Genomic DNA, 15762 nt, shown 5'->3' on the forward strand with positions numbered 1-15762 from the left:
TGGGTAAACCCCAGCAGCCCTAATCCCCAGCAAAATACCAATCCTGATAATAAGTGGCACTGCCCACCGGCTGGGACAAGCGCCGGTATACTCTCGGTGCCTCCCCTGCTGCCAGCTTATCCTTGACAGCAACCAAAGCGCCTGTGGAAAACTGCCGGTCATGCGGATACTCCTGCCGCAGCCGCCCGGCCAGGGTGTGCGCCTCTTGCTCCCGTCCCACCGCCGACAGCGCCAGCAAATGGTTGCTCAGCAGGCTCGTTCTCGGCAAACGGGCAATCATCGGTGTTGACCAGGCCAGATAAGCATCCAGCCCTTGACTGTCTCCCGAGGCCAGCGCCGCCTCCAGCCGGGCACTGTGCCGATACAGCTCACGCCTGTCTTGCCAAAACCAGGGGTTCCACACCGCCGCCAACCGCCTTTCATCACTAAACCGACCTCGCTCGAAATGGGTAAGCTGATAAGCGGTTTGCAGCCCCGTGGCCATATAGAGCACAGTCGCCAGCCCTATCACCAGCAACAGGGTTTGCCCGGGCCAGACCGACATGCCATATAACAGCCGGCCCCGACCGTATTGGCTGTCAAAAAACCACAATAACACCAGCAGCCACAGCCAGTGCACGCTGGAATGGCCAAACGGATATTCCGACATCAAATGGCCAAACAGCGGCAAACACAAGGCCACCAGCGCCAACCGTTCACTCCACGGCAGATGACGCAGCAGAGAGCAGAGCCCCCAGGCCCACAGCAGCCAGGCCAGCAGGGTGACAACCCCGCCCTCTGCCAGCCACAGCAAAATTTCGTTATGAGGATGATGCAAACCACCGGGCATCTGCGGCACGGGCCCGCCTGCTGTTAGCAAGCGGGCCGCTTCGGCATAATAGGCAGGCTCAAAGCCACCGTAACCCACCCCCAGCCAAAAATGGCGGGCAATCAACCCCAGGGTAGTGATCCAGATTTCATATCGCACGCCCAGTTCGCCATAGACTTCCAGCATCCTTCGGTGCAAATCGGCCTGAAGCAACAGCACCAGCCCGGCGCCCAGCCCGAAGATAACCATGGCCAGCAGCAACCAGCGCTGCGGCCGGGTGCTTAACCGCAACCAGCACACCGGCACCAGCAACAGCAAGCCCGCCATCAGGCTATATAAACCGGCCCGGCTTTGCAGCAACAGCACCAGCACTATGCCCATCACCGCGGCCGATACACACCAGAGCCAGATCAGCCACTGAGATCGCCCGCCCCGCATCATTACCAGCAAATACAGCGCCAGCAACACCCCTGAGCCCACAAAACTGGACATCACATTGCGCTGCATAAAAATGCCGTAAGGCAACCTTATCCCGGTATTAAACCGAAACCAGTTGTCCGCCGGCAACGCAAAAAACTGCACCAGGCCAAACAGCATCTGCAGGGTCGCCAGCCCCAGCAGAAGGCACAACAACCAGCGCCGCTGCAAGGCATTAAAGCGGCACTGCTGCAGTATTAAATAAAACAGCAGGCCACCGCTTAATCCCAGCAAGCGGGGCAACGCCTGCATTCGGGTAGCCTCGGCATGCGGATAAAAAAAGGGCAGCCATAGCAAGACCGCCCCCAGCAACAAGCACCACCAAAGACCGGAGGTAACCAATACAGGGCGCAGCGTAAAAGCCCCGGCCGCCAGCATGGCGCCGATAAACAGCCAAGTGCTGGCATTAAAAGGCAAATCCAGCCCTGCCCCGCCCAGGTGGTGCATAAACAGATGCTGACCCAACAGACACAGCAGACCAAACAAGGCCAACACCCAGCGGGAAGGACCAACTGCTAATACACGCATAACAACCTTATAAAATGGGGAATGGTGGGCCCGACCTACGGGATGCCACCAATCCCTAACCGATTAATCAATTCACCGCCCCGCCTGCGATCACCACCTCGGTATTGGGCAATAATGATTCAAGCCCTGTTTTCAGCGCCTGTTTGGCTTGGGCATCGCCGTGGATCAGGCGGATCTGCGCCGGTGGCGGGGTAATGCCGGTGGCGAAGTTTATCAGATCCTGCCGGCCCGCATGAGCCGAATAACCGCTCACCTGATGCACCTGGGCACGAATGTGATAACGCTCGCCGTCCAGTTCCACCCAGCCATCCCTTGAGGCGGAGCCGGAACCATGGCGAGCGCCGTATTCAAGGATATCCCGCCCAGGCGTGCCCTCGGCCTGATAGCCCACAAACAGCACATCGTTGCGGGCATCACCGAGCAGTGCCTTTAAGTAATTCACCACCCGCCCTCCGGCGCACATGCCGGAGCCCGCCAGCACCACGCAGGGCCGGTGCGAACGAGCCAGATAGTTGACCGCATTCAGATGATCCCGATGGCTGTTGACCACCGTCAGCTGCTCAAACGACAGCGGATGCCGCCCCTCGGCCAGCCGCGCTTGCGCCTCGGCATTCCAGAACGGCTTAAGCCTGCGATACAGTGCCGTAAAGTTGGCCGCCAGGGGCGAGTCGACCACCACTTCCAGCTCGTTCCAGGCCAGGCCCGGCGCCGCCGCCTGGCTGCCGAATTCGGCAATCAGGCCTTCAATTTCATACAACAGATCCTGGGTGCGCCCCAGGCTGAACGCCGGGATCAGCAAGGTACCGCCATCGGCCAGCGCATGTTCCATCGCCGCCTTCAGCCGTAAGCGCCGCTCACTCCGGTTTTCGTGATTTTTATCGCCATAGGTGCTTTCCAGCACCAGCACATCGCAACGCTCGGGTGGCACAGGCGCAGTCAGCAGCGGGGAATAAGGCGCGCCCAGATCGCCGCTGAACACCAGCCGCTGATCCCCGGCCTGGCATTCCACATAGGCCGAGCCCAGAATATGCCCGGCCCGCTGCAGCCGCACCTGAATATCGGTGCCCGCCACCGAATGCCACCGGTGATAGGGCAGCGGCACCAGCCGGGATTGAAGCAGCTTCAGCACCCGGTTGAGCAGTTTTTTATCCCGGGTAAAGCCGATTTTAAGCGCATCTTCCAGTATGGCCGGCAACAGCAGGGCCGACGGCTGCGAACAGTAAATAGGCCCCTTAAAACCGGCGGCCAACAAATAGGGAATGCGCCCCACATGGTCGATATGCACATGGGTGACCACCAGCGCCCTGATATGGGCGATATCAAAGTCGATGGCCAAATCGTTTCGCCGCTCCGAGCCCTGGAACAGACCGCAGTCGATTAAAATGCCAGATCCGCCCACCCGCAGCTCGTGGCAAGAGCCGGTCACACCATTGACAGCCCCGTGATGAAACACCTCAACCTTGCCTTGATCAGTCATGTCGCCTCCGAGCCAAAAGGAACCCAACTGAAGCCAACCTTAGTCCGCCAGAAACAAAAAAGCCCGGCGCTGGATCACAGCACCGGGCTTTGCTTTGTAAGGGCCCGACCCTGGGGCACCCAAATTACCTGGCTCCATCTCCGGTAAGCACAGTGCGAATGGTCTTAAACACAATCAACACATCCAGCCACAACGAGAAATGCTTGATGTAATAGAAATCGTACTCCAGTTTTTCTTTCATGCCGTCTATCTCGGCCGCATAGCCCTGTTCTACCTGGGCCCAACCGGAGATGCCAGGGCGCACGATATGGCGATAACTGAAGAAAGGCACATCCTGCTCATACCATTCCGACAAATTTTTAGATTCTGGCCGGGGACCAATAAAGCTCATGTCACCCTTGATTACATTAAACAGCTGGGGTAATTCATCAATACGGTATTTGCGAATTATTTTGCCAACCGGGGTAATACGTGGATCATCCTCACCCTCGGTAAAGCCCCTGCCCTCCTGATCTATATACATGCTACGAAACTTGTATACCTTGAACAGCTGCCCCCGGTAACCCATGCGCTCCTGAACAAACAGCGCCGGACCCTGGCTGTCTTTCTTTATCCACGCAGCAACAATGAACAATACTGGCAACAGTAATGGCAGCATCAGCAACGAAATAGTTAAATCAACCAGACGTTTAAAGCTGGTATAGAGTACCTGTGGCTGCAAAGAGCCAAACTCATTTTCCGCCAAGTGATTAATTTTCACCCGTCCGGTCAGTGACTCCATCAACTGCTTGTAGTGATACACAGGCACCCCGGCCAAAGTGCAACGGGCCAGAAAACGCTGCCACTCATCAGGGATCTCCGCATGCAGGTCGGCGGCTATGGCATCTACCCGCTCACCATTCAGCGATGGCGAACTCAATCTGAACCACTCCACTCCTTCCACTTCATTCATGCCATTGGCCTTGCCCAGCGGCAGAAATGCCACTTTTTTGCGTATATGGCGCACAATAAAAAAGTAACTTGAAAAACAGAACAGGACATTGGCTACAGCGGTGTAGAAAATGTAATACACCGAATAATCCAGCCGGAATACAAAAAGCACTCCGACAAGTAGCCCATACCATACCAGCACGGTAGGCAGAATATAATTGGCAGACTGGCAGCCTGGGTAGCTCATTAACCGACGCAGGGTAAAAAACACTCCCATATAGGTAATGGCAACTCCAAGCAGGCTGTTAATCTTGCTCAAATCCGGGGCATAAAAACCAGCCAGGCCCCACATCATCAGCCCTGGCAGCAGCACTACCAGCACTAGCCCTACCACAAATCGGCTGAACCAGCTTGCCTGCAATCGCTCATGCCACAGGGTGTGGCGTTTAGCTAACACCTGTTCCATTTTATTTACCTGTTGTTTTTGTTATCGACAGAATAAAGAGAAAAAACGTCCACGGCTGTTCCCTGTGCTCTTTACTGCTTATTACACCTTTTTACACACCATAATAACCGCGATACCACTGCACAAAGTTGGCAACGCCCTGTTCCACTCCCATTTGTGGGCGATAACCGGTGGCATCGAACAAGGCCTCCGTATCCGCCCAAGTGCGGGGGACATCGCCGGGCTGCATGGGCTGGTAATCACATATTGCCTGTTTACCGATGGCCTGCTCGATTGCGCGGATAAAATCCATCAGCGCCACTGGGCTGCCATGACCTATGTTATATACGGCATGCGGTACCCCAGCAGCGCTCGGGGGCAGATCCAGCAAGCGCACTATGCTCTCGACGATATCGTCAATATAAGTAAAGTCCCGTTGCATATTCCCACTGTTGTATACCGCCAGCGGCTGCCCTGCCAAAATCGCCTTGGTAAACTTGAACAGCGCCATATCCGGTCGGCCCCAGGGGCCGTATACGGTAAAAAAGCGCAATCCGGTGGCCGGCAGGCCATAAAGATGTGAATATGTATGGGTCATCAGCTCATTGGCTTTTTTAGTGGCCGCATACAAGCTGATCGGCTCATCTACCCTATCTGTAACGGAGAACGGCACCTTATCATTCATGCCATACACAGAGCTGGATGAGGCATAAATCAGGTGTTTAACCTTGGTGTGACGACAACCTTCCAGCACGTTCAAATGCCCGACAAGATTGGAATCCGCATAGGCATGGGGATTATCAAGCGAATAACGCACCCCGGCCTGGGCCGCCAGGTGCACCACCTTATCGAACTTTTCTTCCGCAAACAGCGCCACCATGGCAGTGCGATCGGCAATATCCATTTCGATAAAGCGCACGTTGTTCAGGCCGGAAAGATCTGCCAACCGGGATCGCTTGAGGGAAACCTCGTAGTAATCATTGAGGTTATCGATCCCCACGATCTCAACATTTTGCGCTGCAAGGTGTTTGGCCACGGCATGGCCGATAAACCCGGCCATGCCGGTGATCAAAATTTTCATAGAGTAAACTTTTGGTTAATAGATAAGGTCGTATGTAAGTTACTAACCCAACTCCCACAAATTAATAGGCGACAGATCAAAACCAACTGATAAAGTTGATGAAAACTTAAAAAGCGCATTGGTTTTCGAGGGTGAGGTCAGTAATTATAAAATAAAGCCGATTTCTATTTCTAGTAGATATACTCTTTAAGTAGTATCACGTTATCAGCCAGTCTTGTCACAAGATAGAAAGCGTAGACAAGTTTTAACAATGAATGGAGAGACCTCCTTTACCATACCCGTCGTCAAGTATTTTTAACAACGGATGAATTTAAACCAGTAACAACCAGAAAGCCGGAACGATGCAAAATACAAATGGAAACCAACGAAAAATAGTATGGAATAGCCGTAGAACCAAGAGACAAAGAAGAAATCATAAACGGAAGAGCTATAATAAGAAAGTCAGACTTCAACTTAAACATTAAAAAAACATTAATAGAAACAAAAAAAACAAATCCAACAACACCTGTTTCGATTAAAAAAGTAATCAGGATATTGTGAGAACCTATCCCTATTGCATTAACTGCATTACCTAACCCCACACCGAAAAAAAACTCAAACCACGATGAGCGTTCTATATAATCAAAAGTCAACTCAATAATATGGAATTTACTAGAAAAACTAACATCATTAGAAAGAAGCTCAGAAACAAACTCGAATGAAAGCCAGCATATCAATGGTGAAAAAAATAACAATAAATACGCATTCCTTTTACCATTCATAAAAGAACAAACAAAAAATAACAACAAGCAACCAAAGTAAGCGGAGCGTGAAAATGTCAACAACAAAGATAATGTCAGCATCAGAAAAACAAAAACATAGAATAAAAATAAGTAACCATTAAGTTCAGCATTGCGAAACAAGTAGATAAATACTGATAAAAATGCCAGAGACTCTATCCCAACATAATTAGAATCTGTGTACATGAACGAATTAGCCTTATATACTTGAAAGCCAACACCCAGCGATTCTAGCTTTTCTAAATCATATAATTCAGGATGTATAATTCGCCAAAGAGCATCAATATTAAACAACAATGAATAAGAAAAAAAAACGACTAAAACAAAAAAAGCCCCAATGGAGCGCCTTTTAAACAAGACACCGACAATAAAAAAAGATAATATTGAAACAATAAGATTCAACGCTATCGGCGCAGGTGAATTAAAACACAAAAACAAAGCAACAAAGGAAATTGATGACAGAAGCAAAAAAGAACGATCTACAAGAGCTTTACGCTCTTTCAAAAACCCAATAAAAATAAAAGAAAAAACAATAACAAAAGAAATATGTACAGGACTAATGGGAAGTAACTGAGTCAAATAAAACCCACATGACAAAATCCACAACCTCCCCAAAAAACCAACTTCCTTATACTCTCTAATTTGACTCATTGCAAAGTTATCACTGTTGTTTTCCAAAATACACATCCATCGTTTGAGACGCTACAACTTCAAAGCTATGGTTACTAATTACAGCCTTTCTTCCTTCATTATTAGAAAACATTAACAATGGCAGTTTAATTCCGTCAACACAATCTATATTAATACCAGATTTATTTTGCGAAATAAGTTCATTGGCAAGCCCATCCATGTCGGAAATAATAGGGAAAACAGCATAAGCCATTGCTTCAAGCACAACATTTGGCATTCCCTCTTGTCGCGATAGATGGATTAAAAATTTCGCCTTGGAAAAATAAGAAAGAGCCTCTTCATGTTGTAATTCCCCCAAAAAGATAACCTGATCATCTGCCAATTGATGGCAGGCCTGGACATAATCACGTTCATAACCATCTAAAGCTGATGAATCAGGTCCAATAACATATAACGTATAATTATGCGTTCGTAAATACTCATTAAAAAAATGGATCCCTTCCAAAACAGCTTTCCGGGGAATAATTGCTGACATGATGATCGCAACCTTGCTCTTCCTCTGAATACATCCCTCATTCGGAATCATGACACCATTGGGAATCGTTACTAATCGAGAAGATGGCAGGTATCGAGAATTAACGTTATATATTTGCTTTGTCAAAGTATTGTTTACATCGATAAACCGCAGTAAAAAACGTTTTACTTTCCCACCACGCCCACGAGTTAGAGTGTCGAAATCATCACTACCAAATAGAGTCGTCTTCCAATATACACGGACACCCATTATTTTACACAGCAGCAGTAACGCAAAGTCAGCCCCATGGAAATGCACCACCTCAGGTCTAAATTTTATTAAAACGAGTAGAAATTTCCAGCAACGGCTCCATAGATTGGGAACAGATGAATACACGATAAAATCGTTGCTCGCTAGCTGACTTTGGCTAGCCGTCAGTGTGAAAAAACGCTGCTCGATATCAGAATAATTGCTGGCAATATTGGAAACAACACTTTTAGCTTGACGACTAGCACCACTGAAACCAAAATAATTATGAACAAAGTGCAGTATTTTCATGAATATAACCAGTTATAGAAAGAACAAACTCATCTTCAAGATCACTCACTTTCATGACTTTATTCCAGACGCCGTTTTGAGCTCGAACAAAATAAAATGGTGATTCAGACAGTGTCACCGGGCCAACATGAGTAAACTGAAACTCAATAATCCATGTTTCTCCATCAGCGACACAAATATCCAAAGAATAAATGTGAGAACGGAATCTCCGTGAAAATTGATAGGCCTGCTCCAGAACCATTTCTAATTCACCATCAAAATCTCGCGAGTGTAAACCACTACCACTAGCTCGAAAATCATTCTTGGCGACAAAACGCTTAAGGGCATAGAACTTGTCACCAAATATCAAAACTTTGTAATCACACGTCAATCCCGGCATAAACTTCTGTAAAATAAATCGTTTCTTCCCGAAGTCTAAATAGTTTTCCCACTCTGAATTATACCGAAAGGGAATAATGTGTTTTTTAATTATTTTTTTCAGATCCCGTAGAGAAAAATCCAGCCAACCATTTACTTTCTGGCGAATTTCATTAATGTTATTAACAATAGCAACACCAGTTGACGAAGCTCCATTTGCCGGTTTGAACACACAGGGATAATTTTGCTCTTGATTAATTTCACTTACATCGGCGATATAAGTGCCAGGAATAACATTAAGAATATACTTTGCATTCAGTAGCAACTGAAACCCTTTATTATCGTGAGCCTTTAACGCCTCGTAACTTGGAATCAAAAAATTACTATCTTTAAGAAAATACATAACATCTTCAATGTATCGTTTGTGTTCCGTACGTTGAGAACTTGTGTAAATAATTATTTTATCTTTGATAGCCGAAATATTATTTTTGATATAATCAAAATCAACCGTTGTAACATGAAAACCTTTCGCTCCTAGCCCAGCAGAAACTTTCGAAACATCCATGCTACTCCACGGCATTTCTTTTTGAGCAAAAAAGCCATCAGGTGTCGTTACAATCAGTACTTCTCTCATGTCGTTTACCTATATTTATAGCATAATAGATGATTAAAAAATTGAATAGCATACCAATATACGAATATAAATATATAAAGTCGATGAATGTTATAGAGTACATATAGCAAGCTAAGACCACCCCTCCGCGAGTAAGTAAAAGTGAAAAATCATAATAGAATAGCTCTTTAAATTTTGCACTTACGGTGAGATATGATGTCGCAATAATATTGGCAAAAGCAATCAACAGCCAAAATGAAAGAGCAGATGCAATTTCGCCAGACATCACCCACTCCTTTCCCGCATATATAACAAAAAATGTTTCACCATATAGATTGACTAAAAAAATACCGAAAATACCAGAAGCCAGCAACCCTAATGAACCCCATTTCAAGACACGATACACGACATGATATTGGTCCTTATGCCTACTTAGCTCCCCCATGATGAACGGTCTAGCAGCATTAGAGAGAAAAGTAATTGGCAATTGGGTCAATCGAATGGCAAGACTATAGTAACCCAACACAGATAATCCGAAAAAATATGGAATGAATATAACTGGCAATTGCGATGAAAATGAGTTGGCTAAAGATTGAAGTGAGCTAAAAATTGCATCTTTAAAGTCGAAAAAACCACAACTTATTTTTAACGTTAGACCAGCTTTAAAGTGGTAAAAAAAGATCAAAACAAACATCGATGATATTTGCGACAACAACAATCCAACAATAAGACCAAAAACATCAAGTTCTGATAACGCATATTGAGAAATAATGAGTACAACAGAGCGAACAATATTAGAATAGATGATCGAGTGATAATGCCCATCCACACTTAACAAAGATACATATATCTGATAAATAGAAAATGATAAAAGCAGCGGCGCCAGTAACAAGAAGGGTAAATCAATCACTCTACAACTAACCAACCCCCCTGATACTACTAAAACTAAGAAGGATGTCCCTAGAGAAAGAACCAATCCATTTGAATAACATCTGGCACGATCTTCCTGGCTCTTATACCTATACATTAACTGATCATAACGACCAGAACTAATAACTCCGAGAACCATAATAAATGAATTGACAACCGCCAGAATACCGAATTCTGATGGACTATAAACTCTGGTCAGAAATGGCGTACCAACAATGACAACAATCTGAGAAAAAGCATTACCGCTGATTAATTTAAATAGAGCATTAAAAGTGCTTTTTAAGATCATATGTTATCTTATCTATCAAGTATCTAATCACACTTTTCGCGTGCCAAAAAAAATGCATAGAGAATAATTTTCTATTTTTATGCTGGGCGAGATGCACTGCTTTTATATCTGGAAAAAAAACAAGTGGGTACCCTTGTTTTTTTAGTCTAAAAAAAATATTAATATCCTCACAATACATAAAATATTTCTCATCAAACCCGCCGACGAGTTCATACTTATCACTTTCAAACGCAAGAAATGAGCCAGCAGCCCAATCAACTAAACAGGGCGAGAAAATTTCTTCTTTGACAATTTTTGTCTTATTTTTTAGCCCAATATAACTGGATATAAAATCAAATAAACCAGGGAAATTCCTGACTGAATAGTCATGTATTGTCATCTCGTAATCACGAAAAAGATTGATAGTAGCACATGAAACATCAGCACTCTCCATTTCTGAAATCAAAGTAGAGATAGCGGAAAAACTAACATAAACATCTGGGTTAATGAGGATAAAAAAATCTTCGCCTTTCATTCCCAGCTGTTGCTTACAGTATTGAAATATCACATTATTATTTTCACCAAACCCCATAACCTGGGTTGGTGGTAAATATAAAATATCATGTTCAAAACAATAGTTTTCCAAAGCTTCTTTGACATTAGACTTTACAACCACAGTAAAATATCTTGCCAACGCAGGAAGGCAATTAACCTTCTGAATAACTTCTCCATGACAATGAGAGACAACGCTAATAAATACTTTTCTCATATCAGTGCACATCTTGTCTTTTACAATTAAGATAATGTTCGACATGTTTATGAGCCATTATCTTTGAATCAAAAAACTTATCAAACAGCTTGCTGGCACTGGCTTGGTAAAAAACCATATTATTCGTTACGAGGTTAATAGCTGAAACTAATTCATCAGTTTTATCTGGTGTAAAGAAAGCAACATTTTCGTTGGAGAAATATTCATCGTAAATTAACAAATGAGAACAAACTAATGGCAACCTCACCGACAAAGCCTCTAGCATAGCCAGACCAAACCCTTCGGAATATGAACACAAGCAATAAATGTCGATATATTGATAGTACTGTGATGAATGTTCATAGAAACCAGCAAAAACAACACGTTCTGCAACACCAAGAGCTTCAGCTTGACGTTTCAAATTCTCTTTTTCTGGACCGTCTCCTACCAGAACTAAAGCATGTTCTTTCAATTCAACTAATGCAGAAATCAATTGATGGTATCCTTTACGATAGATCAATAAACCGACTGCCCCAATAATTAAATAGCCGCGTTCTTTTAATTTAATTATTTCTTTTTGATGTGGCAAATGTATATCGGCATTATAGTTAACCTTACTTATACCATAGGGGATAATCACATCATCTAATGAACCAATTTTATCACGATAATGCTCAGCCATATTCCTAGATGAATAAACACGCGAGTTGAAATGCTTTAGAAAAAACATCCACAACAAAGAAATAGCTATTCCTTTCAGTTTCCCATAACTAAATACCATATCTTCAAGAATATAATTATGAAGCCCACTAACTGACTTGCATTTCACCTTGTTCATTAAGCGCTTATTCATAATCACATACAGATCTGGCCTAAACATTGTAGAATGAACAATGTCATAATCGCTGAAATTAATTTTATCACGAAAATTTATTTTTTCACAATCACAAGGAAAATCAACCTCAACAATATCGTCAAAATAAAAAACCTTTACACAAGATATCATTTTAACTAACTGTTCTATTAAATACCTAGTGAATATAATCGGGCCTCTGTTAGCTAATGAGGGAAGAATAAATGCGACACGAACTTCCTGTTTCAATGACTTTTCCTCCACTTATAAAGTTGAAACCTAAGACGTCGGTACATATATCTCAGCTGGTATGGGGATACAAGCGCCGATAACATCAACATCAACAACCCAATAACGCGACCACCAGACCGGATACTAGCTACCCCACTGAAATAAATATTTCTTGAAATTTGATATAACCACTCCGAGCATGGACTGGGCTGCAAATCAATAATCAACTCGTGGAGTTTATTTTCCCTATACGCTTTACTCGCTGATTCAAAAGCCTTCAATTGCCTGAATCCATATGAATCAGCTGTATTACCATTTCTGATTCTAACTTTATAAAGTGGCTCCATTAAATTATGAATTATTATTCCAGAATTGATGCAGCGAAGCATAAAATCATAATCTTCTACAGGAGGAAAACGATATGTACCCACTCGTTCATAAACAGATTTTTTGCACATCCAGATATGTAATAGCGGACTAGAAAAATTCACCGTTTTAATTAGATCAGCATGATACTCTAGTGGGGTATATATCCCTAGCTCCTTGCCCTCCTCATTGATGGTTATTGTCGCACTACCAACAATATCAACATGAGAGTTATCCAACAAAAATTGATGCATACGTTCAATTCTGTTTTCGACTGATATATCATCAGCATCCATTCTAACAACATATTCGCCAGATGCTTGTGATAGTGCAAAATTTAAAGTTCTGGCGATCCCTTTATTTTCTTTGTTTCTAAATAATTTTATTCGCTTATCATTGCGCGCGTACTTCTGACATATTTCATATGTCCTATCAGTTGAACAGTCGTCAACAATGACAACTTCAAGTTCATGATATGATTGATTAAGGATACTCACCAATGCTTCATCAATGTACTTTTCAACATTATATGAAGGGATTAAAACACTGATCATAAAATTAACTCAGAACAAAATAAATCATTAAAACAATCAGCTGCTGCACTATCTTTCTCAGATAAGATGGGTTCACCTTCAAGAGGCCATGTTACTGCTAGAAACTTATTGTCCCAACTGATATTCATTTCACTTTCGGGGTAATAACAAGCTGATGCTTAAAAAAACTCGGCTTTTTCGCTCAAGGCTAAAAAACCATGAGCGAATCCTTCAGGTATCCAAAGCTGTCGCTTATTTTCGGCTGAAAGATTAACATCAATCCATTGACCGAATTTTGACGAGTTTTTACGAATGTCTACCGCAACATCAAATACTTCACCTACCACACAACGCACTAACTTACCTTGGGCATGGGGAGGCAATTGATAGTGCAATCCACGCAATACACCTTTACTTGATTTTGAATGGTTATCCTGCACAAGGGTTAGGGTTCTACCTATCGCCTTTTCAAACTCTTTATAGTTAAAACTTTCAAAGAAAAAACCGTGCTCGCCGCCAAAGACGTTTGGCTCAGATATCAAAACATCAGGTATGTTGGTTCGGACAACATTCATTACTCTTTTCCCCGATAAAATATAGAGTTACTTTGTCCTGACCATCTTGAGCAGATATTGTCCATACGCGTTTTTCGCAAGCGGCTCCGCTAACGCTCTGATCTGTTCCGCGTCAATAAAGCCCTTCCGGTATGCAATCTCTTCCGGACAAGCTACTTTCAGCCCCTGGCGTGTTTCGATGGTTTGTATAAAATTACTGGCGTCAATCAAACTCTCATGAGTTCCGGTATCTAGCCATGCAAAACCTCTCCCCATCATGGCTACAGAAAGCGCTTCCTGCTCCAGATACAAGCGGTTGATATCGGTGATTTCCAGCTCACCGCGTGCGGAAGGCTCCAACTGTTTTGCCATTTCTAGCACGCGATTGTCGTAAAAGTAGAGGCCGGTAACCGCGTAGTTGCTCTTAGGTTCTATCGGCTTCTCTTCGAGAGAGATGGCTTGACCATAGGCATCAAATTCCACCACACCGTAACGCTCAGGGTCATGGACATGGTAGGCAAATACCGTTGCACCATGCTCTTTAGCCGTTGCAGCTTCTAACTGCTTTTGCAGGTCGTGACCATAGAAGATGTTGTCTCCCAGTACCAGTGCACAGGGATCATCGCCTATAAACTCCTCACCAATAATAAACGCTTGGGCGAGGCCATCGGGGCTGGGTTGTACTTTGTAATGCAAATGGATCCCCCACTGACTACCGTCCCCCAGTAGCTGCTCAAAGCGAGGTGTATCCTGAGGAGTACTGATGATCAAAATATCACGAATACCTGCCAGCATCAGAGTGCTCAGCGGGTAATAGATCATAGGTTTATCGTAGATTGGCAATAATTGCTTACTCACTGCCATTGTAACGGGATAGAGCCGAGTACCCGAACCACCGGCCAAAATAATACCTTTACGTGTTGTCATAACAATCGCTTCTTATTTGAGATTGAACAGCAGGAACCGAAGAAATATTTATCTGGTCCATCTGCACTCTATTTTGATAAAAACCGGCGTTGTTGATTAAATCAAAGCCGGGACAACCTGTCCCCACTGCGCTTGACGCCCTTAACTGACCGGCTGACGAACAAGCATACCGAGTCCTATGACTTTGTTCATGACTTTCACGCCAGCCAGGCTTCACCGACCTGACTGTTGTATTTACACAGACTGAGCCTGGGACTCACCAGCTGTTTGTAACGGGACATCGCCGTTTCTGCCTGTGAGCGCTGATGGCAGCCTGATGTGCTTTTCCATTCAGCTAGGCTCCCTGATTTCAGTGCCGTGACGGCCTCGTTTCTCGAGTTCCCTTCTTCCCAATTGCCCGCATTTTTACGGGATGGAATGGTCACTTTGCTGCATTTTCTGAGCAAGAGCTGATGGCATACCCTGGTATCATAAGTGCCATCGCCCGAGACCTGATCTAACCGGCGCCGAAGCAGGTTGAGCAACGCGGATGGCATGAGCAGTACAATCGGCAACTAGTTCAGCGCCTGTAGGGGCACCAAACTGATCATTGATAACTGCAATATCCTCTCACTTTACCAATACGCAGCAGCAGCATGGTCTTGGTGAAATTACTACCCTGCGCTGCATACACCCAGCTTGTTCTAAAGATAAGATACTTGTTGCAATACATCTGCACTGCCTGTTCACCAGCCAATTTGGTGTCGCCATACAGATTAAGGGGAGCAGGTGTATCAGTCTCTGCCCATGGATGCTGACCACGACCATCAAACACGTAATCGGTAGAATAATGGATAAGCCAAGCGCCCAGTTTTTGCGCTTCTTTGGCTACCGCCTCGACACTGGTAACATTAAGCAACTGGGCAATATTATGCTCACTCTCTGCCTTATCCACTGCTGTATAAGCTGCCACATTTACAATAATATCAGGTTGAATGCGTCGTACCGTTTCGGTCACTGCCGCTGGATTCCTAAAATCACTGCAGTATTCGGTTGGCCCAGAACACAAAGCTGTTACTTTACCCAGTGGAGCCAAGGCTCGTTGCAATTCTCAGCCTAGTTGCTCATTTTTACCAAACAACAGAATATGCATCGGTCACGTTCTCCATAATTTTG

The 15762-nt window shown here is 44.6% G+C and carries 12 protein-coding genes and 3 pseudogenes; all 15 read right to left on the minus strand.

What is annotated here, in order from left to right; translation table 11 throughout:
- Window positions 1-19: 19 nt before the first annotated feature.
- Window positions 20-1813: a PglL family O-oligosaccharyltransferase gene (locus ABD806_RS07195; protein WP_344956246.1), complete on the minus strand. Its 1794-nt coding sequence runs from the start codon at window positions 1811-1813 to the stop codon at window positions 20-22.
- A gap of 67 nt (window positions 1814-1880) precedes the next feature.
- Window positions 1881-3290: an MBL fold metallo-hydrolase gene (locus ABD806_RS07200; RefSeq protein WP_344956248.1), complete on the minus strand. Its 1410-nt coding sequence runs from the start codon at window positions 3288-3290 to the stop codon at window positions 1881-1883.
- A gap of 124 nt (window positions 3291-3414) precedes the next feature.
- The gene (locus ABD806_RS07205; RefSeq protein ID WP_344956251.1) at window positions 3415-4686 is read right to left on the minus strand and encodes an exopolysaccharide biosynthesis polyprenyl glycosylphosphotransferase; all 1272 of its coding nucleotides are present in this window, start codon (window positions 4684-4686) and stop codon (window positions 3415-3417) included.
- A 91-nt stretch (window positions 4687-4777) separates the two neighbouring features.
- Complete coding sequence (locus ABD806_RS07210) at window positions 4778-5746, minus strand: NAD-dependent epimerase (RefSeq protein ID WP_344956253.1); 969 nt, start codon at window positions 5744-5746, stop codon at window positions 4778-4780.
- A gap of 284 nt (window positions 5747-6030) precedes the next feature.
- On the minus strand, window positions 6031-7203 hold the full coding sequence (locus tag ABD806_RS07215; protein ID WP_344956256.1) for a hypothetical protein: 1173 nt from the start codon (window positions 7201-7203) through the stop codon (window positions 6031-6033).
- Window positions 7187-8227 carry a glycosyltransferase family 4 protein gene (locus ABD806_RS07220; protein WP_344956258.1) on the minus strand — a complete coding sequence of 347 codons (1041 nt, stop codon included), beginning with the start codon at window positions 8225-8227 and terminating at the stop codon, window positions 7187-7189. Before ABD806_RS07220 ends, ABD806_RS07215 begins: the two co-directional genes overlap by 17 nt.
- Complete coding sequence (locus ABD806_RS07225; RefSeq protein ID WP_344956260.1) at window positions 8202-9218, minus strand: ATP-grasp domain-containing protein; 1017 nt, start codon at window positions 9216-9218, stop codon at window positions 8202-8204. The genes ABD806_RS07220 and ABD806_RS07225 overlap by 26 nt, the downstream gene beginning before the upstream one ends.
- Window positions 9187-10416 carry a lipopolysaccharide biosynthesis protein gene (locus ABD806_RS07230; protein WP_344956263.1) on the minus strand — a complete coding sequence of 410 codons (1230 nt, stop codon included), beginning with the start codon at window positions 10414-10416 and terminating at the stop codon, window positions 9187-9189. Before ABD806_RS07230 ends, ABD806_RS07225 begins: the two co-directional genes overlap by 32 nt.
- Window positions 10394-11164: a glycosyltransferase family protein gene (locus tag ABD806_RS07235; protein WP_344956265.1), complete on the minus strand. Its 771-nt coding sequence runs from the start codon at window positions 11162-11164 to the stop codon at window positions 10394-10396. Before ABD806_RS07235 ends, ABD806_RS07230 begins: the two co-directional genes overlap by 23 nt.
- 1 nt (window position 11165) lies before the next feature.
- Window positions 11166-12245: a glycosyltransferase family 4 protein gene (locus tag ABD806_RS07240; RefSeq protein ID WP_344956267.1), complete on the minus strand. Its 1080-nt coding sequence runs from the start codon at window positions 12243-12245 to the stop codon at window positions 11166-11168.
- A complete protein-coding gene (locus ABD806_RS07245; RefSeq protein ID WP_344956270.1) occupies window positions 12242-13147 on the minus strand; it encodes a glycosyltransferase family 2 protein in 906 nt (301 codons plus the stop codon). Before ABD806_RS07245 ends, ABD806_RS07240 begins: the two co-directional genes overlap by 4 nt.
- Window positions 13144-13701, minus strand: a pseudogene (gene rfbC, locus ABD806_RS07250) (dTDP-4-dehydrorhamnose 3,5-epimerase). Before rfbC ends, ABD806_RS07245 begins: the two are co-directional and overlap by 4 nt.
- 27 nt (window positions 13702-13728) lie before the next feature.
- The gene (rfbA, locus tag ABD806_RS07255; RefSeq protein WP_344956272.1) at window positions 13729-14607 is read right to left on the minus strand and encodes a glucose-1-phosphate thymidylyltransferase RfbA; all 879 of its coding nucleotides are present in this window, start codon (window positions 14605-14607) and stop codon (window positions 13729-13731) included.
- A 141-nt stretch (window positions 14608-14748) separates the two neighbouring features.
- Window positions 14749-15131 (minus strand): annotated as a pseudogene (locus tag ABD806_RS07260) (transposase); the annotation flags it as partial.
- Window positions 15079-15694, minus strand: a pseudogene (gene rfbD, locus ABD806_RS07265) (dTDP-4-dehydrorhamnose reductase); the annotation flags it as partial. The pseudogenes ABD806_RS07260 and rfbD, both read right to left, overlap by 53 nt.
- Window positions 15695-15762 lie beyond the last annotated feature (68 nt).

The organism is Zobellella aerophila (assembly GCF_039539325.1).
Classification (GTDB): domain Bacteria; phylum Pseudomonadota; class Gammaproteobacteria; order Enterobacterales; family Aeromonadaceae; genus Oceanimonas; species Oceanimonas aerophila.